Source organism: Arthrobacter oryzae (assembly GCF_031454875.1).
GTDB lineage: Bacteria > Actinomycetota > Actinomycetes > Actinomycetales > Micrococcaceae > Arthrobacter > Arthrobacter oryzae_D.
Genome location: NZ_JAVDRQ010000001.1, coordinates 391557 through 409849 on the forward strand (window position 1 = coordinate 391557; position 18293 = coordinate 409849).

Sequence of the window (18293 nt, forward strand, 5' to 3'; positions counted from 1 at the left end):
GCACAACGGACTCGTTGGGGCCGCAGCAACATCATGCGCCTCTCCGGCCGCATGTAAAATTCCTTCTACAATGACTGCCGAAGATGCCAACCGTTCCACCCTGTTGCCCGCCGCGGCAATGGCGGGCCGAGACGACCCAGTGGACCGCATTCTTTCCACCGCTTATGAGCTGTTCTCCCGTCGCGGGATCCGCGATGTGGGGACCAACGAACTCATTAGCCGTTCCGGCGTGGCCAAGGCAACGTTTTACCGGCATTTCCCGTCGAAGGATGCCCTTGTCCTGGCCTTCCTGGCCCTCCGGGACCAGGTATGGACCGTGGACCTCATCGTCTCTGAAGCCCGAAGGCGCGGAAACACCCCCGAAGAGCGGCTCCTGGCCGTTTTCGATGTGTTTGGCGACTGGTTCCACCGCGATGACTTCGAGGCCTGCACGTTCATCAACGTCCTGCTTGAGATGGGCCCGGAGCATCCGCTGGGTAAGGCGAGCATCGGCTACCTCAGCAGGATCCGCGGCCACATCGAGGCGCTGGCGGAGGAGGCCGGGCTGCGTCGCACCGAGGAATTCGCGCGCTCCTGGCACATCCTGATGAAAGGTTCCATCATCTCGGCAACCGAGGGGGACTTCCTCGCTTCGAAGCGGGCGCAGCAGATGGCCGGTTGGCTCATCGAGCACCACCGCAACTGACAAACACCGCAACCGACGGGCACAAAAAAGCTGACGGGCGCAGGGAGGTCCCGGAGCCCGTCAGCGTTGCTTTTGGTGTGAACGCTCAGGAGTCCTGTGTTGCTGCGCTGGGCACAGGGCTTTCGCGCAGCGGGCGCCGGGCCAGCCACGCGGCAACGATCGCGCCTGAGATGTTGTGCCACAGCGAGAACACCGCCGAGGGCAAAGCAGCCAACGGGCTGAAGTGTGCGGTTGCCAGGGTGGCGGCCAGTCCGGAGTTTTGCATGCCGACTTCAAAGGCCAGCGCCCGGCGGGCTTTGTCGTCCAGGCGGCCCAGCTTCCCGGCCAGGTAGCCGAGGCCAAGGCCGAAGCCGTTATGCAGCACCACGGCGAGGAAAACAATGCCGCCGGCGGCCACAATCTTGCTGGCGCTGCCGGCCACCACGATCGCAACAATCAGGGAAATGACGACGGCGGACGCCCAAGGAAGGGCCGGCAGCACCTTCGCGACGAGCTTCTTGAGGAAAAGACGGGCAAGAAGGCCCGCAACCACAGGCACGAGAACGGTCTTCACGATATCCAGGACCATGGCACCGGCATCGATGTGGAGGAAGGACCCGGCCAGGAACAGGATCAACAGGGGCGTGACGATGGGGGCGATCAGTGTGGAGACTGACGCCACGGCCACAGAGAGCGCTACGTCGCCCTTCGCCAGGAAAGCCATGACGTTGGAGGCGGTTCCGGACGGTGCGCAGCCCACGAGGATGAGTCCCACGGCAAGTTCGGGCGGGAGGTTGAGCGCCACGGCGATCAGCCAGCCGGCGCCGGGCATGATCACATAGTGGGCCACAATGCCCAGCACCACGGCCCAGGGCCGCTTGACCACGGATGCAAAGTCCGGAGGGGTGAGCGTCAGGCCCATGCAGAACATGATGATCCCCAGCAGGTAAGGGACGCTGGGGCCCATGGGCTGGAAGGCACCGGGCAGCAGGAAGCCTGCAATGCCCGCGATTACTACCAAAATGGGGAAGACAGTCACCGCAATCCGTGCGATTTTTGCCTCTGCGGCCAAAGCCGGATTGAGCGGGCCGGCGTCAGCTTCGGCGCCGGCAGCTGTTTTTTCGTTGGTTTTTGTTGCCTCGAGCATCCAATAATGCTCACACTCTGGCACTTGGTCGGGCCAGTTCGTGAACAGACGTCTGACATTTGTGTCAGGTGCTGGTGCCCGGATTGCCTGCCTTGCGGCCGGGCAGGGCTGCTTTAGGGCCTATTGAGATGGCGGCGTGCTGTAATCGGCAATGTGCGCCGTGGCCGCGTGCTCGCGGATTTCGGTGACGCCGGACGCCGCTGCGGCGCTGTCCCGGTAGATTCCCGAAACAGCCAGGACGTTGCCGGCGCCGTTGACGAGCCGGATGCGGACGCCGCCGTGCTCCGCTGCGATCAGTTCGAACTTGCCTGCCATGCTGGACCTCCCCCAAGGTTGTGCGCCTGCGGTCTGGCCGCACGCTGCTATCTTCTCCAACCATAGATGACAATTCTTGTCACATGAACTACACAACGCTATGTGTCGGGGGAAACACGGCGAGCGTCAGTGCCCGGCGTTGAGCTTTCCGGCCAGTTTTTCCCGCATTTGGACGCTGGCCGAGTTCAGCCCGATTAGCTCGACCTCCCTGCCGTGCCGGCGGTACTTCTCGGTGACAGCGTCCAGGACAGCGATGGTGGAGGCGTCCCACAGGTGCGAGGCGTGGAGATCAATGATGACGCGATCAACGGTCGGCGCGGAATCGCGGGCGTATTCGAACTGGGTGTAGAGGTCGTTGGAGGAGGCGAAGAACAGCTCACCGTCCACCGTGTAGGTCGCGACGGTCTCCCCGTTGAGCTCGATTTCCGTACGTTCAACGGTGGCGAAGTGGGCAACCCGCCGGGCGAACATGGCCATGGCTGCCAGCACGCCGACTCCCACGCCGATCGCCAGGTTGTGCGTGGCCACCACCGTGCCGACGGTTATGAGCATGACAGCGGTCTCGGACTTGGGCATCCGCTTGAGCGTCTTCGGGGCGATCGAGTGCCAGTCGAAGGTAATGGCGGAGACGAAAATCATCACCGCCACGAGCGCGGCCATGGGGATCAGGCCCACCACGTCGCCCAACGTCACCACCAGGACCAGCAGGAAGACCCCGGCGAGGAAGGTTGAGACCCGGCTGCGGGCGCCGGATCCCTTGACGTTGATCATGGTCTGGCCTATCACTGCGCAGCCGCCCATCCCGCCCAGGAATCCCGTGACGATGTTGGCCACCCCCTGGCCCCAGGATTCGCGGGTCTTGTTGGAGCGCGTGTCCGTGATGTCGTCCACCAGCTTGGCAGTCAGTAGCGATTCCAGCAGTCCCACCAGCGCCATGGACAGCGCGAACGGGGCGATGATCTGCAGTGTTTCCAACGTCAGGGGCACATTGGGAATGAAGAGTGTAGGGAGGCTCTCGGGAAGTTGACCCTTGTCCTGCACGGCGGGAACATCAACGTTGGCCAGCACCGCGAACAGGGTGAGGGCGACGATCGCCACGAGCGGGGACGGCACGGCGGAGGTCAGCCGCGGGAGCCCCACGACGATCACCAGGCCAACGGCCACGAGCGGATACACCAGCCACGGAACGTTGATCAGCTCCGGCAACTGCGCCATGAACACCAGGATGGCCAGCGCGTTCACGAACCCCACCATCACGGAGCGGGGTATGAAGCGCATCAGCCGGGTGACACCAAGGAGTGCCAGGAGAATCTGGAACACCCCGGCCAGGATCACCGCGGCGATCAGGTAGTCCAGGCCGTGGCTCCTCATCAGCGGGGCGATCACCAGGGCGACCGCGCCGGTGGCTGCGGAGATCATGGCGGGCCGGCCGCCCACGAAGGAGATGGTGACGGCCATGGTGAAGGACGCGAACAGCCCAATCCGGGGATCCACGCCGGCGATGACGGAGAAGGCAATGGCCTCCGGGATCAGCGCCAGCGCCACCACCAGTCCGGCGAGGGCCTCAGTCTTCAGGCGGCGCGGGGAACGGAGCGTAGCCCGGACGGATTGGAGTTGTTCGGGCTTCATCTGTTCCTATGATTTGGTCTGGCGGTAGCGCTCGATCTGCTTCAGCCGCCGCAGGAGGCTGTCGCGCCGGGGGTGAGGAACGGCGTCGGGCGCCTCCGCGGTGAGGTCAATGTGTTTGGTGCCGTACTGCCACAGCAGCAGGTCATCCAGCAGCCGGTCCGGGCCGGGGGAGTACCTGTGGTCCAGGGCTTTGCGGACTTCGGTGATCCGGTTGGCACTGAGTAGCCCTGCAAGCTGCACGGTCTGGTTGAGGCCGTGGGCCGCCATGAGTTCTGCTGCCCAGCCCCAGTCATCATCCACTTTACGGTCCACGTGGGGCAGGAGCGTGCGCCAGACGTCGCGGATCCGGTTGGGCGTGAGCTGCGCGGCGCCGTCTCCGTCCATGTCCCAGTAGGCGCGAACCTCTTCGTAGCGCTCGTGCAGGTCCGCGAAGGCACCCTCCACTGTTTCCAGCATCGCGGCCGTGGCGGTGAACTGGCGGTCAAAGTGCGGCGTCCAGGCGCGCGGGTCCTCGGCCTTGAAGCGGATATCGTGCTCGATCTCGCTCCAGGCGTGGGCAAAAACGGTACGGATCTGGCATTCGAAAAAGTAGCTGCCGTTGGGCTGGAGGTCCGGGTTGAACACCTGCTGGTACTCCTTGACCGCCTCGTTCTGGATGGTCCGCAGGATCAGGTGGCGGCTGGAGTAGCCGTAGGTGCCGGACTCGATGGAACCGATGTCCTTCTCGCGGTCCCCCCGGCAGTCGAAGAGCTGGCGCTGGCGTTTGATGAGGTTGGCCACCACCGCATTCTCCGCCGGCAGCTTGGTGATGACACGGACGCCCACCATGTCATTGAGGGTCCGGAACGGATCCGGGAACTTCAGGACCCGCGGGCCGCCCGGTTCCAGCGGCTCTTCCGTCCGGGAGATCTTTTCCTTGAACGACTCCACTGTTTTGGTGCGGCCGGTGACGAACAACGGCGTCACCTCGGTGTCCTTGAGCATGCTCCGAAGCGTGAGCAGGACTTCCCGCGTGACCAGCTTCAGGGCAGGCCGGACCCGCTCATAGAGCTCAACGTTTTCCTGCACGGACTCGCGCAGGCCTGCGTCCAGGCGGTCCCAGTTGGTAGCCATGTTTCCAGCTTACGGGGGGCATACGACAGCCAGGCGGGGTGACACTCGCAGCCGGCCGCCCAAGGTAGGCTCGGCACATGAAGCGGCACAAGTACCAGTACGGCGGTGATCCCAGCCAATGGGGTGAGCTCTTCCTGCCGGAGAGCCTCGGAACCCGGGGTGTGGTGGTGATCATCCACGGCGGGTACTGGCGCTCGCAGTACGGCGCCGAACTGGGCGAGCCGCTGGCACGGGACCTTGCTATGCACGGCATTCCGGCCTGGAACCTGGAGTACCGCCGCGCCGGTAACGGCGGCGGCTGGCCGCACACCTTCGAGGACGTGCTGGCCGGAATCGACAAGCTCAGGGACGTCGCCGGGATCCACGGACTTGGCCTCGACAAGGTGGTTGCACTGGGCCACTCTGCGGGCGGGCACCTCGCCGTCTGGGCAGCCGGCCGGACCAGGCTCGGGCAGCTCGGTGCGCCTGACGCGGACCGCCAGCTGCAGCGGAAAAATGACGACGACGGCGCCGTGCAGCTCACTGGCGTGGTCAGCCAGGCGGGGCTGCTCAACCTGGCCGCCGCCGAAAAACTCAACCTCAGCAACGGCGCCGTCTGCAACCTGCTGGGCGGATCGTCGGGGAAGTACCCGAAGCGGCACAAATTCGCCGATCCCATGAGCGCTGTCCCGCTGTGCGTCCCCGTTTATGCTGTCCACGGCAGCGACGACGACGATGTTCCCGCCAGCCAGTCCGAGTCCTACGCCGGCGCGGCCAAGGCCGCAGGCGGACCCGTCCAGCTGCTGAAGGTGCCAGGCGACCATTTCGCGCTGATTGACCCCAAGGCACCTGCGTACCGGAAGTGCCGGGATTTGCTCCAGGAGCTCCTGTGCTGAACCGGGTCCCTTAGACTGGACGAAGGTGCGCCGGGAAGTCTGGTCGGCATGACTTTGTCGACTCAACTTTTAGGACTCCCTATGAGCCAAGCACCCTTGCCCACGCCCGGCGCCAAGCCGCGCACCGTCCTCGGCTACGGCAGCTACGCGGAATCGCTGCGCATCGGCGAGATCCTGCGCAAGGAAACGGTGGGCGGAGCCCTGCTGGTGGCCGCGGCCGTCATCGCGCTGATCTGGGCAAACTCACCGGTCTCCGACAGCTACTTCGCGCTGCGGGACTTCCGGATTGGCTACGAGCCCTGGCACCTCGAACTGAGCCTGGGCGCCTGGGCCGCCGATGGTCTGCTGGCCATCTTCTTCTTCCTGGTGGGCCTCGAACTCAAGCGGGAATTCGTGGCGGGTGACCTCCGCCAGCTGAACAAATCAATCGTGCCCGTGGCGGCCGCGGCGGGCGGCGTTCTGGTCCCGGCCCTGATCTATGCCGCAGTGAACATATACAGCCCGGAAACCCTGCGAGGGTGGGCGATTCCCACCGCAACGGACATCGCGTTCGCCGTCGCGGTGCTGGCGATCATCGGCTCGCACCTGCCCAGCGCCCTGCGCATCTTCCTGCTCACCCTGGCAGTGGTGGATGATCTTATTGCCATCAGCATCATCGCGTTCTTCTACTCCAGCGACATCCAGGCGGCTCCGCTCCTCCTCGCCCTCATCCCGCTGGCGCTCTACGCCTTCCTGGCCCAGAAGTACCGCCGCTTTTTCGGCACCCACTTCATGGCTGCCTGGGCCATCCTTCTCCCGCTCGGCATTGCCACGTGGGCGCTGGTGCACGCCTCCGGCATCCATGCCACGGTGGCCGGAGTGCTGCTCGGGTTCGCCGTGCCGGTACTCCGCTCGAAGGCCAGCGGAGGTCCGGAAGCCGGCCCCGGCCTCGCGGAGATCTTCGAACACCGGTTCCGTCCCATCTCCGCCGGCGTGGCCGTTCCCATCTTCGCCTTCTTCTCCGCCGGTGTTGCCGTGGGCGGCTGGGAAGGCCTGGGGTCTGCCTTGGCCGACCCCGTGGCCATCGGCATCATCATGGCGCTTGTCCTGGGCAAGCCGGTCGGCATCATGGGCACCACCTGGATCCTTACCAAGGCCACCAGGGCGCGGCTGGACGCGTCCTTCAAATGGATCGACGTTTTTGGCGTCTCGCTGCTGGCCGGAATCGGCTTCACCGTGTCCCTGCTGGTCGCGGAACTCAGCTTCGGCCACGGTAGCCTGCATGACGACCACGCCAAGGTGGGCATCCTGGCGGCGTCGCTTCTTGCAGCAATCCTGGCCACTGTGGTGCTGCGGACCAGGAACCGCCAGTACCGCCTGGCCGAGGAGCGGGAGAAAGTCGACTCGGACCAGGATGGAATTCCGGACGTCTACGAGCACGGAAGCCGCTGACGCTCCAGAGATCCCTTGAAACGGCATACCCCTAGGGGTATGCTTTCGGTATGGCCGGGGGTTTGCCGTGCCCGCCGAGGAGGATGCCGTGGACGTCGTTGTCATCGATACCCCGCAGCTGGGGGACCGGAGCTACCTGGTGCACGACGGCACGGTGGGCCTTGTTATCGATCCGCAGCGGGATACGGACCGCGTGGAAGCTGCCGCCCGTGACGCGGGGGTGGTCATCACCCACGTCGCTGAAACCCACCTGCACAACGACTACCTCACCGGCGGCCTGGAGCTCGCCAAAGCCCACGGTGCGAAGTACCTGGTGAACGCCGCGGACGCGGTCCACTTCGAGCGCGAAGCCATCACCGACGGCCAGTCCGTCCGCGTGGGATCCCTCATCGTGAAGGCCGTCGCCACGCCGGGGCATACCCACACGCACCTGTCGTTCATCGTGGACGACGGCGAACGGCAGGCGGTCTTCTCCGGCGGCAGCCTGCTCTACGGCTCGGTGGGCCGGACGGACCTTGTGGCCGGGGCGGACACCGTCGGCCTGACCCATGACCAGTACGCTTCCGTGCGCCGGCTCGTGGCCGAGGCCCGCGCGGACGCCGCACTCTTTCCCACGCACGGCTTCGGCTCCTTCTGTTCATCAGGCCCGGCCTCCGGTGCCGGTTCCTCCACGGTGGGCGAGCAGCTCAGCGCCAACCACGCACTGACCGACCCGGATGAGGACCACTTCGTCCAGGAGCTCATCGCCAACCTCTCCGCGTACCCGTCCTACTACGCGCACATGGGCGCCCGGAACGCGAAGGGACCCGGCCCTGCAGACCTCGCCGTCCCGGAGTCCGTGAACCCCGCTGAGCTCACCAGGCGGCTGGCCGACGGCGAATGGGTGGTTGACCTCCGCCGCCGCATGGCCTTCGCCAGCAGCCACCTCAAAGGCAGCGTCAGCTTCGAATACGGCCGCGGCTCCAACTTCACCGCCTACCTAGGCTGGGTCCTGCCATGGGATGAGAAGCTCACGCTGGTGGGCTCGCGGGACGACGTCGAAAAGGCCATCCGGGACCTCTCCCGGATAGGCATCGATTCACCGGACGCTGCGGTCGGAACCGAACCGCAGGCGCTGGCGCCGGAGGCCGCCGTCGACTCCTACCCGCGCGTGGGCTGGGAGGCCCTGCTGGCAGGCCGCGCCGAAAGCGACACGGTGCTGGATGTGAGGCGCCCGGACGAGTTCGCGGCCTCCCACGTAGCCGGGGCCGTCAACGTCCCCGTGCACCAGCTCCTGGCTCGGCTGGAGGAAGTGCCTGCCGGCAAACTGTGGGTCCACTGCGGCTCCGGTTACCGCGCCGGCGTCGCGGCCAGCCTGCTGCAGCGTGCGGGCAGGGACGTGGTCCACGTGGACGCAAGGTTCGGCGACGCCGAAGCGGCCGGGGTCGAGCTGGCCCGACTGCAGCGGGATGGTGTCCGGCTGGAGAACGCCAAAACGGGAGAGCGTGGAGCCCCGTTCTCTGGCAGAGTATGAGCATGCTCACAGTTATTGGCGAAGGTCTGGTCGACGTTGTCCAACGCTCCTCGGGAATCGAGGCCCACGTGGGCGGCAGCCCGCTCAACGTGGCAGTGGGGCTGGCCCGGCTGGACCATCCGGTGCAGTTCATCGGCAGGTTCGGGCGCGACGCCTACGGCGAGTCCGTGGCCGCCCACCTGAAATCCAGTTCGGTGATGGTGCCGCAGGGCCCGGATGCCCTGCCAACCAGCGTGGCCACCGCATTAATCGACGACGACGGCGCCGCCACCTACACCTTCGACCTCGCCTGGGAGCTCCCCGGACTCAGCAATCGGCTGCCGTTCATGCTGCAGGGAACAACCCTGGTGCACACCGGTTCCATTGCCACCATGCTGGCGCCGGGCGCAGCGGACGTGCTTGCCGCCGTCGAGCACGCCCACCCGTCCGCCACCATCAGCTTCGACCCCAACTGCCGCCCCAGCATCATCACCGATGTGGACTATGCCCGCCGACAGGCGGAAAAGTTCGTATCGCTCGCCGATGTGGTGAAGGCCTCCGACGAGGACCTCGAGTGGCTCTACCCCGGCGTGGACGTCCTGGATTCGGCCCGGCGGTGGCTCTCCCTGGGCGGATCCGAAGGCCCTGCCCTGGTGGTGGTGACCCGCGGCGCCGCCGGCCCGTGGGGCATTACTGCCGCCGGTGAAGCCGAGTTCCCTGCGCCCAAGGTTGATGTGGCGGACACCGTCGGTGCGGGGGATTCCTTTATGGCCGCGCTGATTTCCGGGCTGGTGGACAGAGGCCTGGACGGTGCACAGAACCGGCAGGAGCTGCGGGAATTCCCGGCCGAATCGCTCCGCGACCTGCTGGCCCATGCCGCCTGGGCCGCGGCCGTAACGGTATCCCGGCCCGGGGCCAACCCGCCCACCAGGGCCGAGCTCAACCACCTCGAGCTTGAAAGCCTGGAACGCGACGGCTTGGAACGCAATGCCGCGGAGCTCGCCGACGACGACCTGAGGAATGCCGACTCCACCAGCAACTGAAAGGCAGCAGATGTCTCCCCACGATTCCCCATCCCTGAGTGTCAGCAGCGAGTCCTTCCACGACGGCCAGACGCTGCCGCCCGCCCAGCGCAGCGGCAAGATGCGCGCCGGCGGGAAGGACGAGTCGCCGCAACTGAGCTGGAGCGGCGCTCCGGGCGGCACCATGGCCTATGCGGTCACCATGTTCGATCCCGATGCTCCGGGCCGTGGCGGCTTCTGGCACTGGGCCGTGCTGGACCTCCCCGCCGGCGTCACCTCCCTTCCCGCCGGAGCAGGCGCCGAGGGCGGCGGGCAGCTTCCGGCCGGTGCGCTGCAGCTGAAGAACGACGGCGGCTTCCACGGCTACCTGGGCGCCGCGCCCCCGCCCGGCCACGGGCCGCACCGCTATGTCGTCACTGTCTATGCCCTGGACGTGGAGCACCTCGGGCTGGACGCCGGTTTCAGCCCGGCCAAGCTGGAGCCGAAGCTGGCCCCGCACGTCCTGGGCCGCGGGACTATCACGGGCATCTTCGAGCGCTGAGCCCGCCGCCACCCAACCTTCGCGCTACCGGGCCCGCGACTTGGACCCGGGACGGAGCTGCTGCCGGCCCAACGTAGACTGGCAGTATGCGGCTGGTAGCAAGTGACATTGACGGAACGATCCTCGGGCATGACGGCAAGATCAGCGACCGCACCATCCGCGCCTTTCACGCCTGCCGTGCGGCCGGCGTCGAACTGGTGTTTGTGACCGGACGTCCGCCCCGGTGGCTGCACCCGCTGGAGGACCAGCTGGGGCACGCCGGAACGGTGATCTGCTCCAATGGCGCCGTGGTGTGGGACCTGGAAGAAGGCTGCCTGGTTTCCGCCCGGCCCCTGGCGCTCGACGCGGTCTTCGAAACGCGCCGCATCATCAAGGAGCTGCGGCCCTCCGCACTGTTCGCCGCGGAAACCCTCACCGGATTCCACCTCGAACCGGGCTTCATCGAGAACGACTCCAGCGAACTGCTGTCCGAGTTCACGCCGGCCCCGCTGGCCAGCACACTCACGGCGGACGATGCCGTGGTGAAATTCCTGGCAATTGTCCGGGAAGGCACGGCCGACGAATTCCTGGCCGAGGTGGCACCGGCCGTGGCCCACCTCGCGTCCGCCACCCACTCGGCACCCACGGTGGCCATGTTGGAGCTCGCCGTGCCGGGTATCAACAAGGCCGTGACCCTTGCCGAGTATGCCGCCACCCTCGGGATTGACGCTGCTGACGTGGTGGCCTTCGGCGACATGCCCAACGACATCGAGATGCTGCGCTGGGCCGGCGACGGGTACGCGATGGCCAGCGGCCACCCGGAGGCCATCCGCGCCGCAGGGCAGCAGGCACCCCATTTCGACGACGACGGCGTGGCCCAGATCCTCGAGGCCAAACTCGCCGAACTTGGCGTCAAGCCACTCTAGGCGGGCGTCCGGGCGTGACTGAGTCCCACCCCTTCTTCGCGGCCGGAAGTCCCTCGGCGCAGATTGCGATGGCACACCGCGGATTCTCCCCGGACGGACTGGAAAACTCGATGGCGGCGTTCCGCGCCGCCGTCGAACTCGGCTACCGGTACCTGGAAACGGATGTCCACACAACCTCCGACGGCGTGCTGCTGGTGTTCCACGACCCCTCGCTGGACCGCGTCACGGACGGGGAAGGACGCATCTCCCGCCTTCCTGCCGCGACGGTTGCCAAGGCAAGGATCGGCGGCGTGGAGCCCATCCCGCTGTTCGAGGAACTCGTTTCGGCCTTCCCGGGCGTCCGGCTGAACCTCGACGTCAAGGACTGGAGCTCCGTTCCCAGCCTCGCCGCGGCCATTGAGCAGTACGGCGTCCACGACCGCGTCCTGGTGGCCAGCTTCTCCGACCGCCGGCGGCGGGCCGTCGTCAGGCGCCTGAGCAGGCCCGTGGCGGGCTCGGCCGGGATCGTGTCCAACGCGCTCTTCACCGTGCTGGGGCCGGTGCTTCCGGTGCGCATCCTCCGGCGGGCGCTGCGGGGCGTGCACGCGCTCCAGGTGCCGGTCACCTACGGGGCAATCCGGGTGGTGACTCCTGGCTTTGTCCGCCGCGCCCACCGGCACGGACTGCAGGTCCATGTCTGGACCATCAACGATCCCGCGGAAATGCACCGGCTCCTGGACCTGGGCGTTGACGGAATCGTCACCGACCGGGCGGATCTCCTCAAGCAGGTGCTGAAGGACCGGGGCCAGTGGGACCAGGGGGACCGGCCGGACTAGCCGCCGTGGTGTGAGGCCCGCTGCGCATCCAGCACGGCGGCGAACTCGTCCGCGGGAACCGGCCGCCCGAAGTAGTACCCCTGGGCGCTGACGCAGCCAATGCCGGTCAGGTGCTGCGCCTGTTCCGCCGTCTCCACGCCTTCCCAGACTGCCTCCAGGCCGCAGGCCCGGATCAGCTGGAGGATCGCGGCAATCAGGGCCGGCTGGGCCGGGTCGGTGCCCAGGTCCTTCAGGAGGGAGCGGTCCACCTTGACCTTGTCCACGGGCAGCCGGCGCAGGTAGCTGATGGACGAGTAGCCCGTGCCGAAATCGTCGATTTCCAGCCCCACACCCAGCTTTCGCAGGCTATTCAGGGAGTACCGGTCCAGTTCGTTGCCGCTGACGATGGCGCCCTCCGTCAGCTCAAGCACAAGCAGCTCCGGGCTGAGTTCCGCCCCGCTGAGGGCATCGCGGACCTCCTCGATGAACTCGAGGCGCTGAAGGTCCGTGGGTGAGATGTTGATGCGCATGGAGAAGTCGTCACCGGCACGGCCCGCGGCCCGCCAGTCCCGGAGCTGTCCGACGGCGGTGCGCAGCACCCAGCCGCCGAGCTCGGAAATGAGCCCGGCGTCCTCCGCGAGCGGAATGAATTCGTCCGGCATCACCATTCCGCGGGCAGGGTGCTTCCAGCGGACCAGGGCCTCAGCACCCTCGATCCTGCCCGTGGCGAGCTCCACCACGGGCTGGTAATAAAGCACCAGCTGTGATTCGGTAATTGCCGTTCGCAGGTCTTCAATGAGCTGGCTTCGCAGCTGGCGCGCATGCAGCATGGCCGGTTCGAAGACCTTGAGCCTGTTTCGGCCGCCGGCCTTGGACGCGTACATGGCCACGTCGGCTTCCATCAGCAGCTGTTCGGCGCTTTGGCCGGCTCCGCCGATGCACAGCCCCATGCTGGCTCCGCAGCGGACGGCGTCGTTTTCGAGCTCCACCTGCTCATCCATGGCCGAGAGGATCCGGTTGCCCACGGCCGCTGCACGCGCCAGCGTAGTGGCCGGCATCAGCACGGCAAATTCGTCGCCGCCCAGGCGGGCCACTGTGTCCGAGTCGCGGACTGAGCTCCTGATGCGTTCGCCGACGGCGGCCAGCACCTGATCCCCGGCGGCGTGGCCGAGAGTGTCGTTGATGCCCTTGAAGGCGTCCAGGTCCAGCAGGAGGACGGCGGGGGGCAGGCCGTCCTGCTCCGTCTCGGCCAGTGCTTCGTTGAGGGCGCTGACCAGGGCGGCGCGGTTCGAAAGGCCCGTGAGCGAGTCCGTGAGCGCCATCTTCTGCATTTCCAGGTGGGCTTCGTTGAGCAGCCGGGTGCGCAGTTCCACACGCTGTTCAAGTTCCTGGTACATGATCTCCAGATCTTCGGCCAGGAGGTTGGTGCCCATGATCACGGCATCCAGTTCATCCCTCGCGGACGAAACTTCGATTCTGGAGTGGAGTTCTCCCGCGGCCAGGCGGACTATGCCGTCCAGCAGCTTGCCCAGGCGCGGATCACCTTCAGTGAACATAGGCATGTTCCTTCAACCAGGTGACCGCCTCGGCTTCTGACGTGAAGTAGCTGGCGGGCCCTGACTTGAAGCCGCCGCCGAGAATGAAATGGGCCAGGATCCTGTCCACCGGTGTCTGGCCCAGCAGCGCCCACGCCGCCACTGTGGTCAGGCTGGCGAATACGGCCCGGGCCCCCCGGCTGACGGACGCGACATTTGTCAGGTCCATCAGCACAGCCACCGGCGAGCCGACTGGCGGGAATTGAAGCTTCGCGGCCAGCAGGCGGGCTGACTGCTCATCCAGGTGTTCGCCCCGGGGGAGCACGATCCTGACGATGTGATTTTGCATCAATCCAAGCGGCTGAGACATTCTTCCCCCGACTAAATGAGAGGAGGCTTTTGGCCTCTCTGGCACCTCCAGGACTTCGATGATGCCGTGTGACTAAAAATACACTGTCAATCCGCGTCCGGAGCCCATTAGCTCACGCCTGCCGCGAAGGCGCGGACCTGGGCGCTCCGTTCCGAGGCCGCCGCATCGTCAAAGAGCGCGGCCGCATCCTCCAGCCGCTGCAGCCCTTCGTTGTTTTCACCGTTGGCAAGAAGGGCCTTCCCGAGGAGGAACGAGGCCTCGCCGGCGGTTTGGGTGGCCAGGATACCGGACTCGGAGCACAGTGGCCTGAGCATGCTGATTGCGTTGGCCATGTCGCCGGTAAGGAAGTGCCAGTGCGCGCGGGCGAAGGACATTTCAAGGAGGTCCCGGTCGCTGCCGCCCACCACCTCGGTGGCCAGCTCGGCCCGCTCGATGCACCGGAGGGTGGCAGGCTCCGTCAGCTCCGCCTCCAGGCGCATCACCGCTGAGGCGCGGTTGAACCTGGCCCAGAGATCCACGTCCTTCGACGGCGAGAGGCTCTCGGCCGCCATATCGTGGTAGCGGCCGCCATCCGTAAGCCTGCCACTGAGGAACGCCACGTTGCCGATCACCCAATACGCCTTGCCGGCAGTGTCCTCGTCAACGAGTTCCGTCAGCAGGCCTTCCAGCAGGAGGCACTGGTCCCACGCTTCCTCGAGCCGGCGGCTTTCGGCCAAGGCGGCAATGAGGGCACGTTGCGCTTCCACGTGGAGGTAGACATACTCGGCGTTGCCGGCCACCAGGTTCGCGGCAGTTGCCGCCGCCGACACGGCGTCCGGCAGCCTCCCGAGGCCCTGCTGCGCCACCGCCAGCAGCGTGTATGCGCGGGCGGCCAAGAGCGGATGGTCCGAGGATAGCGGAGCCTCCGCCAGGGATTTGGCCACCTCCAGGCACTCGGCGATCGATCCCTCGTCGCGGAGGCATTCGGCTTTCAGGTAGATCATGTTCCACCAGCCGGACTGGTCACCGGTTTCAAGGGCCAGCCCCGCGGCTGCGGAGGCCTGGGCCTTGGCTGCGGCGTAGTCGCGATTTCTTGCGCTTTCGCGTGCCTGCAGCTCGGCCACTACGTAGGGAGTCAATTTCCGGGGAGTCGGCATTTGCCAATTATCCACCCGGGCGGCGTCTTCGGCAGTCCTGCCGGCAACTATTCACTCCGTATTACTTTGCTTTAATGTTGAGGATTTGACCGTATAATGACGCACGCAATGCAAGTCACCTAATTGATTGAAAGGACCAACGGATGAAGAAGATTGCCGCAACATTCTTGCTCACCGGCGTTTTGGCTGTCGCAGGATTCGCTGCACCCGCCAATGCCGCTCCGAAGTCGGACACTGCAAGCACCTCCAGCAAGACTGTGACCACCCAGTCTTCCATCGGTTGGTGGCCTAACTAGTCCGACACGCAGGCTGCCCCCCGGATTCAGATCCGGGGGGCAGTTCCGTTTAAGGACCGGAAATAGGCAGCTGCACGGTAATGGTGGTGCCCGCGCCGAGTTCCGAGCTGACCGCCAAATACCCTCGGTGCGCCTTTACAATGTCGTACGCAATCGCGAGCCCCAGACCGCTGCCCGGGACTGCGGTGGACGTAGCGTTGGACGCCCGGAAAAAGCGGGTAAAGAGATGCGGGATTTCTTCGGCCGGGATTCCGACGCCTGTGTCGCGCACATGAACATTTACTCCGGGCTCTCCATCTGTCATTGCGTCAATACGGCAACTGACAACAATCCTGCCCCCGCTCGGGGTGAATTTGATGGCATTTGAAACCAAGTTAGTGAAAACCTGTTCCAGCTGGACTTCATCGGCGACGATCACCGGGTCGCCGTCGTCGAGCTCCAGCGAGATGGAGACATCGCCCAGCTCCGCCAGCGGACGCAGCGCTACCGTCACGATCTGCAAGGTGTGCCCCAGCTGGACAGGTGCCAGATGCAGGTTGGCGCCCTCGTAGTCCTGCCGCGAAACAGTGAGCATATCCTCGATCAGCCGCCGGAGCCGCTCGGAATTCCTGACAATAATGTCCAGCATCCGGTCCACTTCGGGAGGAACCGGCCCTCCCACGCCGTCCTGGATCATGTCCAAATAGGCGGAGATGGAAGTGAGCGGTGTCCGCAATTCATGGTTGACGGTCGCCAGGAAGTCGGTTTTCGCCTGGTCAAGCTGGCGCAGCTGCTTGACCACCTGCTGCTGAGCGCTCATCAGGTGGCTTTGGATCAGCCCGTATGCCACGTTGCCGGCGACATGCTGAATCAGGGAGATTTCGGTGCGTGTCCAGACCCGCGGCTCGTCGAGCTGCGCGATCCAGATGACGCCGAGGGATGATTTTCCTTCGCCTACGGGAACAAACGCGGAAGCCCACGGACGCATATGTTCAGTCCACGCTTCCAGGCCCTGATCCTCCGGCGCCCACTCATGGATGTGGTGGTCGTCCACGGCAAGCACCTCGGCCTCCGACCACAGCCGGTCCGCAACGCGGTGGGCAGAGGATTCATGGATGCCCAGTCCGTCCTTGATCGGGGCAAGGCCGGGACGGTGCCACTGGGCAGCAATCCGGGGTACGCGGTCGTCGTCGAAGGTGGAGAACAGAACGCGGTCGGCGCCGAACGTTTCCCCGAAACCCTTTACCAGGTGGTCGGAAATTACGTGGGGATCGTGCGTCGCCCGCACGGCGGAAGACACCTTCCGGAGCTTCTCGCGCAGCCGTTCGGCGCTTTCCCGCGCCTCGGAGCGCTGCGCGGCACGGCTGATCAGGACATCGGCCCGGTGGACAAGCTCGGTCGGTTTGGCGGGCTTTGCAATGTAGTCCGCCATCCCCAGGGTCCGGACGCTTTCGGCCTCGGACTCGTCTTCCAGGTCGATCAAAAGAAGCAGCGGTGCAGTCACAGGAAGGCCGGCAAAAGCATGATCCGCGACGACGATGCTGGGGTTGTGCTGTTCCAGCAGCCCGGCAAGGCTTTCCTGGCTCGAGGCCCTGGCCACCTCGAAACCTGCGGCGGCCAAGACGTCCGCCGTGGCGGACAAGCGGCCGCGGTCAAGATCCGCCACGATAGCCATGCGTGGTACGAGTGATTTTTCCGCCGCCTGTGCAACCACACTGCCCCCTTCGGTCCCGGTTGAGTACATTGTAGGGTGACATGGGTCGCACTTATTCCGTGCGGGCGAACCCTGGCGGGAGGAAGGGTAAATATGTCCGGATATCGCGAGGAGGGCGCAGAGGCCGGTTTGACGCTGGGAGCCGATGGAATGCTCCGGCTGAAGTGGCCCAGGGGCGCCGTGATAACGGCGGCGGATGCGGAGCGCGCGATGCTCCGGGTGAATCAGCTTTGCGGCGAGAACAGGCATCCCATGCTGGTTGACATGGCCACCACCGCGGATGTCAGCCGCGGTGCCCGCGCCGTGTTCGGCCGCCCCTGCCAGGCATCCCGGATCGCACTGCTGGGATCCTCGCCGGTTGACCGGGTTCTGGCCAATTTTTTCCTGGGCATCAACGCGGTGCCTTGTCCCACAAAGTTCTTCACATCCGAGCGCGACGCCCTTGCGTGGCTCGCGGTGACCTGAACCCGGAGACGCGACGGTTCCAACGGCTTCTGCAGGTCCACCTATATTGGGACAATGCTGTCCGCCCTAAAAAAATATCTGATGGTTCCCAAGCTCGTGCGGTTGTCTGCGGGCGCGCCCCGGGACCCGCACGTGGCCTGGGACGTGTTCTGGTCCAACGTGAAGTCCACCGGAACTTCGGGTGACGTACTTTGGGACGCCGGCACCGAGGACGAGATGCTGGGGTACGTGGACATGCTGCGCCGCCACCTGGACACCAGGCTGCCTGTGGTGGACATCGGCTGCGGCAACGGCAGTTTCACCCGTCGGCTGGCCGGGCACTTCCCGCATGCCGTCGGCGTCGACGTCTCCGCCAATGCCGTCCGGCGCGCCCGCGCCGAGTCTGCCGGGCTGCCGAACGTTTCGTACGACGTCCGGGACATGACGGCACCCGGTTCCGGAAGCGGCCTGGGCGGGGAGCTTCCCGTTCTTGGCGCGGAGGGCCGGGCGAATGTTTTCGTCCGCGGCGTCCTCCACGTCCTGAGGGAACGTGAACGGTACGCTTTGGCCGAAAATATTCGCGCCATAACGGGAGCAAGCGGCCGGGTGTTCCTTGCCGAAACGGACTTCCGGGGAAATGCAGTCGACTACGTGTCGCATCTGGGCGCAACGCTCCGGTCCATCCCCGCACCGCTCGAAGGTGCCATCCGCGGACTGCCGATGCCCGGACACTTTGGCCCCAAGGAGCGCAGCCTGGCTTTTCCCGCCGACCGCTGGGAGCTGATCGAGGACGGTCCCACGACGATCGAGACGGTGCCCTTGTCCAGTCCCACCCGGGCTGATCTCATCCCCGGCTACTTTGCGGTGCTGAAAGCCCGCGGCTAAGGCAAA

General features: G+C 65.8%; 19 protein-coding genes. 11 read left to right on the forward strand and 8 right to left on the reverse strand.

Annotated elements, in window-relative coordinates; translation table 11 throughout:
- The first annotated feature begins 70 nt into the window (after positions 1 to 70).
- Positions 71 to 685 carry a TetR/AcrR family transcriptional regulator gene (locus tag J2805_RS01825; protein ID WP_396134176.1) on the forward strand — a complete coding sequence of 205 codons (615 nt, stop codon included), beginning with the start codon at positions 71 to 73 and terminating at the stop codon, positions 683 to 685.
- A gap of 85 nt (positions 686 to 770) precedes the next feature.
- Here the strand turns inward: J2805_RS01825 and J2805_RS01830 are convergent, their stop codons facing one another.
- The 4 genes from J2805_RS01830 to J2805_RS01845 form a co-directional block, all read right to left on the reverse strand.
- Positions 771 to 1811 carry a bile acid:sodium symporter family protein gene (locus J2805_RS01830; protein ID WP_309968240.1) on the reverse strand — a complete coding sequence of 347 codons (1041 nt, stop codon included), beginning with the start codon at positions 1809 to 1811 and terminating at the stop codon, positions 771 to 773.
- A 120-nt stretch (positions 1812 to 1931) separates the two neighbouring features.
- Complete coding sequence (locus tag J2805_RS01835; protein WP_309968244.1) at positions 1932 to 2126, reverse strand: YegP family protein; 195 nt, start codon at positions 2124 to 2126, stop codon at positions 1932 to 1934.
- Positions 2127 to 2252: 126 nt separating this feature from the next.
- Positions 2253 to 3755, reverse strand: coding sequence for a SulP family inorganic anion transporter (locus J2805_RS01840; RefSeq protein ID WP_309968247.1), 1503 nt, complete (start codon positions 3753 to 3755; stop codon positions 2253 to 2255).
- A 6-nt stretch (positions 3756 to 3761) separates the two neighbouring features.
- Complete coding sequence (locus J2805_RS01845) at positions 3762 to 4868, reverse strand: GTP pyrophosphokinase (RefSeq protein WP_309968249.1); 1107 nt, start codon at positions 4866 to 4868, stop codon at positions 3762 to 3764.
- A gap of 77 nt (positions 4869 to 4945) precedes the next feature.
- Between J2805_RS01845 and J2805_RS01850 the strand changes: the two genes are divergently transcribed.
- The 7 genes from J2805_RS01850 to J2805_RS01880 all read left to right on the forward strand — a co-directional run bounded on the left by J2805_RS01850 (position 4946) and on the right by J2805_RS01880 (position 11949).
- Positions 4946 to 5743, forward strand: a complete 798-nt coding sequence (locus J2805_RS01850) for an alpha/beta hydrolase (RefSeq protein ID WP_309968252.1) — start codon at positions 4946 to 4948, stop codon at positions 5741 to 5743.
- An 81-nt stretch (positions 5744 to 5824) separates the two neighbouring features.
- Positions 5825 to 7174 (forward strand): Na+/H+ antiporter NhaA, encoded by a 1350-nt coding sequence (gene nhaA, locus J2805_RS01855; protein WP_309968255.1) that lies wholly within the window; start codon positions 5825 to 5827, stop codon positions 7172 to 7174.
- Between the two features lie 88 nt (positions 7175 to 7262).
- On the forward strand, positions 7263 to 8687 hold the full coding sequence (locus J2805_RS01860; RefSeq protein ID WP_309968259.1) for an MBL fold metallo-hydrolase: 1425 nt from the start codon (positions 7263 to 7265) through the stop codon (positions 8685 to 8687).
- Between the two features lie 2 nt (positions 8688 to 8689).
- A complete protein-coding gene (locus tag J2805_RS01865) occupies positions 8690 to 9709 on the forward strand; it encodes a carbohydrate kinase family protein (RefSeq protein ID WP_309968262.1) in 1020 nt (339 codons plus the stop codon).
- A gap of 10 nt (positions 9710 to 9719) precedes the next feature.
- Positions 9720 to 10229 carry a YbhB/YbcL family Raf kinase inhibitor-like protein gene (locus tag J2805_RS01870; protein ID WP_309968265.1) on the forward strand — a complete coding sequence of 170 codons (510 nt, stop codon included), beginning with the start codon at positions 9720 to 9722 and terminating at the stop codon, positions 10227 to 10229.
- A gap of 86 nt (positions 10230 to 10315) precedes the next feature.
- On the forward strand, positions 10316 to 11134 hold the full coding sequence (locus J2805_RS01875; RefSeq protein ID WP_309968267.1) for an HAD family hydrolase: 819 nt from the start codon (positions 10316 to 10318) through the stop codon (positions 11132 to 11134).
- A gap of 14 nt (positions 11135 to 11148) precedes the next feature.
- Positions 11149 to 11949, forward strand: a complete 801-nt coding sequence (locus J2805_RS01880; protein WP_396134178.1) for a glycerophosphodiester phosphodiesterase — start codon at positions 11149 to 11151, stop codon at positions 11947 to 11949.
- On the opposite strand, the gene J2805_RS01885 is transcribed toward J2805_RS01880, so the two are convergent.
- The 3 genes from J2805_RS01885 to J2805_RS01895 form a co-directional block, all read right to left on the reverse strand.
- Positions 11946 to 13484, reverse strand: a complete 1539-nt coding sequence (locus J2805_RS01885) for a putative bifunctional diguanylate cyclase/phosphodiesterase (protein ID WP_309968270.1) — start codon at positions 13482 to 13484, stop codon at positions 11946 to 11948. The two genes, J2805_RS01880 and J2805_RS01885, sit on opposite strands and share 4 nt — an antisense overlap.
- Positions 13474 to 13812, reverse strand: coding sequence for a DUF7793 family protein (locus J2805_RS01890; RefSeq protein WP_309968273.1), 339 nt, complete (start codon positions 13810 to 13812; stop codon positions 13474 to 13476). Before J2805_RS01890 ends, J2805_RS01885 begins: the two co-directional genes overlap by 11 nt.
- A 128-nt stretch (positions 13813 to 13940) precedes the next feature.
- Positions 13941 to 14969, reverse strand: a complete 1029-nt coding sequence (locus J2805_RS01895) for a hypothetical protein (RefSeq protein WP_309968276.1) — start codon at positions 14967 to 14969, stop codon at positions 13941 to 13943.
- Positions 14970 to 15112: 143 nt separating this feature from the next.
- On the opposite strand from J2805_RS01895, the gene J2805_RS01900 reads away from it, so the two are divergent.
- Entirely contained in the window at positions 15113 to 15265 is a 153-nt protein-coding gene (locus J2805_RS01900; protein ID WP_309968278.1) for a hypothetical protein, read from the forward strand.
- A gap of 49 nt (positions 15266 to 15314) precedes the next feature.
- On the opposite strand, the gene J2805_RS01905 is transcribed toward J2805_RS01900, so the two are convergent.
- A complete protein-coding gene (locus tag J2805_RS01905) occupies positions 15315 to 16919 on the reverse strand; it encodes an ATP-binding protein (RefSeq protein WP_309968281.1) in 1605 nt (534 codons plus the stop codon).
- Between the two features lie 132 nt (positions 16920 to 17051).
- Between J2805_RS01905 and J2805_RS01910 the strand changes: the two genes are divergently transcribed.
- Positions 17052 to 17423, forward strand: coding sequence for a DUF7793 family protein (locus J2805_RS01910; protein WP_309968286.1), 372 nt, complete (start codon positions 17052 to 17054; stop codon positions 17421 to 17423).
- A gap of 54 nt (positions 17424 to 17477) precedes the next feature.
- Complete coding sequence (locus J2805_RS01915; protein WP_309968289.1) at positions 17478 to 18287, forward strand: class I SAM-dependent methyltransferase; 810 nt, start codon at positions 17478 to 17480, stop codon at positions 18285 to 18287.
- The last annotated feature ends 6 nt before the right edge of the window (positions 18288 to 18293 follow it).

Excerpts from the sequence above, each read along its gene's own strand:
- J2805_RS01900 (WP_309968278.1), top strand. The coding sequence starts at position 15,113 with ATGAAGAAGATTGCCGCAACATTCTTGCTCACCGGCGTTTTGGCTGTC.
- J2805_RS01850 (WP_309968252.1), top strand. The coding sequence starts at position 4,946 with ATGAAGCGGCACAAGTACCAGTACGGCGGTGATCCCAGCCAATGGGGT.
- J2805_RS01885 (WP_309968270.1), bottom strand. The coding sequence starts at position 13,484 with ATGTTCACTGAAGGTGATCCGCGCCTGGGCAAGCTGCTGGACGGCATA.
- nhaA (WP_309968255.1), top strand. The coding sequence starts at position 5,825 with ATGAGCCAAGCACCCTTGCCCACGCCCGGCGCCAAGCCGCGCACCGTC.
- J2805_RS01825 (WP_396134176.1), top strand. The coding sequence starts at position 71 with ATGACTGCCGAAGATGCCAACCGTTCCACCCTGTTGCCCGCCGCGGCA.
- J2805_RS01865 (WP_309968262.1), top strand. The coding sequence starts at position 8,690 with ATGCTCACAGTTATTGGCGAAGGTCTGGTCGACGTTGTCCAACGCTCC.
- J2805_RS01870 (WP_309968265.1), top strand. The coding sequence starts at position 9,720 with ATGTCTCCCCACGATTCCCCATCCCTGAGTGTCAGCAGCGAGTCCTTC.
- J2805_RS01835 (WP_309968244.1), bottom strand. The coding sequence starts at position 2,126 with ATGGCAGGCAAGTTCGAACTGATCGCAGCGGAGCACGGCGGCGTCCGC.
- J2805_RS01875 (WP_309968267.1), top strand. The coding sequence starts at position 10,316 with ATGCGGCTGGTAGCAAGTGACATTGACGGAACGATCCTCGGGCATGAC.
- J2805_RS01895 (WP_309968276.1), bottom strand. The coding sequence starts at position 14,969 with ATGCCGACTCCCCGGAAATTGACTCCCTACGTAGTGGCCGAGCTGCAG.
- J2805_RS01890 (WP_309968273.1), bottom strand. The coding sequence starts at position 13,812 with ATGCAAAATCACATCGTCAGGATCGTGCTCCCCCGGGGCGAACACCTG.
- J2805_RS01915 (WP_309968289.1), top strand. The coding sequence starts at position 17,478 with ATGCTGTCCGCCCTAAAAAAATATCTGATGGTTCCCAAGCTCGTGCGG.
- J2805_RS01905 (WP_309968281.1), bottom strand. The coding sequence starts at position 16,919 with ATGGCTATCGTGGCGGATCTTGACCGCGGCCGCTTGTCCGCCACGGCG.
- J2805_RS01910 (WP_309968286.1), top strand. The coding sequence starts at position 17,052 with ATGTCCGGATATCGCGAGGAGGGCGCAGAGGCCGGTTTGACGCTGGGA.
- J2805_RS01830 (WP_309968240.1), bottom strand. The coding sequence starts at position 1,811 with ATGCTCGAGGCAACAAAAACCAACGAAAAAACAGCTGCCGGCGCCGAA.
- J2805_RS01845 (WP_309968249.1), bottom strand. The coding sequence starts at position 4,868 with ATGGCTACCAACTGGGACCGCCTGGACGCAGGCCTGCGCGAGTCCGTG.
- J2805_RS01840 (WP_309968247.1), bottom strand. The coding sequence starts at position 3,755 with ATGAAGCCCGAACAACTCCAATCCGTCCGGGCTACGCTCCGTTCCCCG.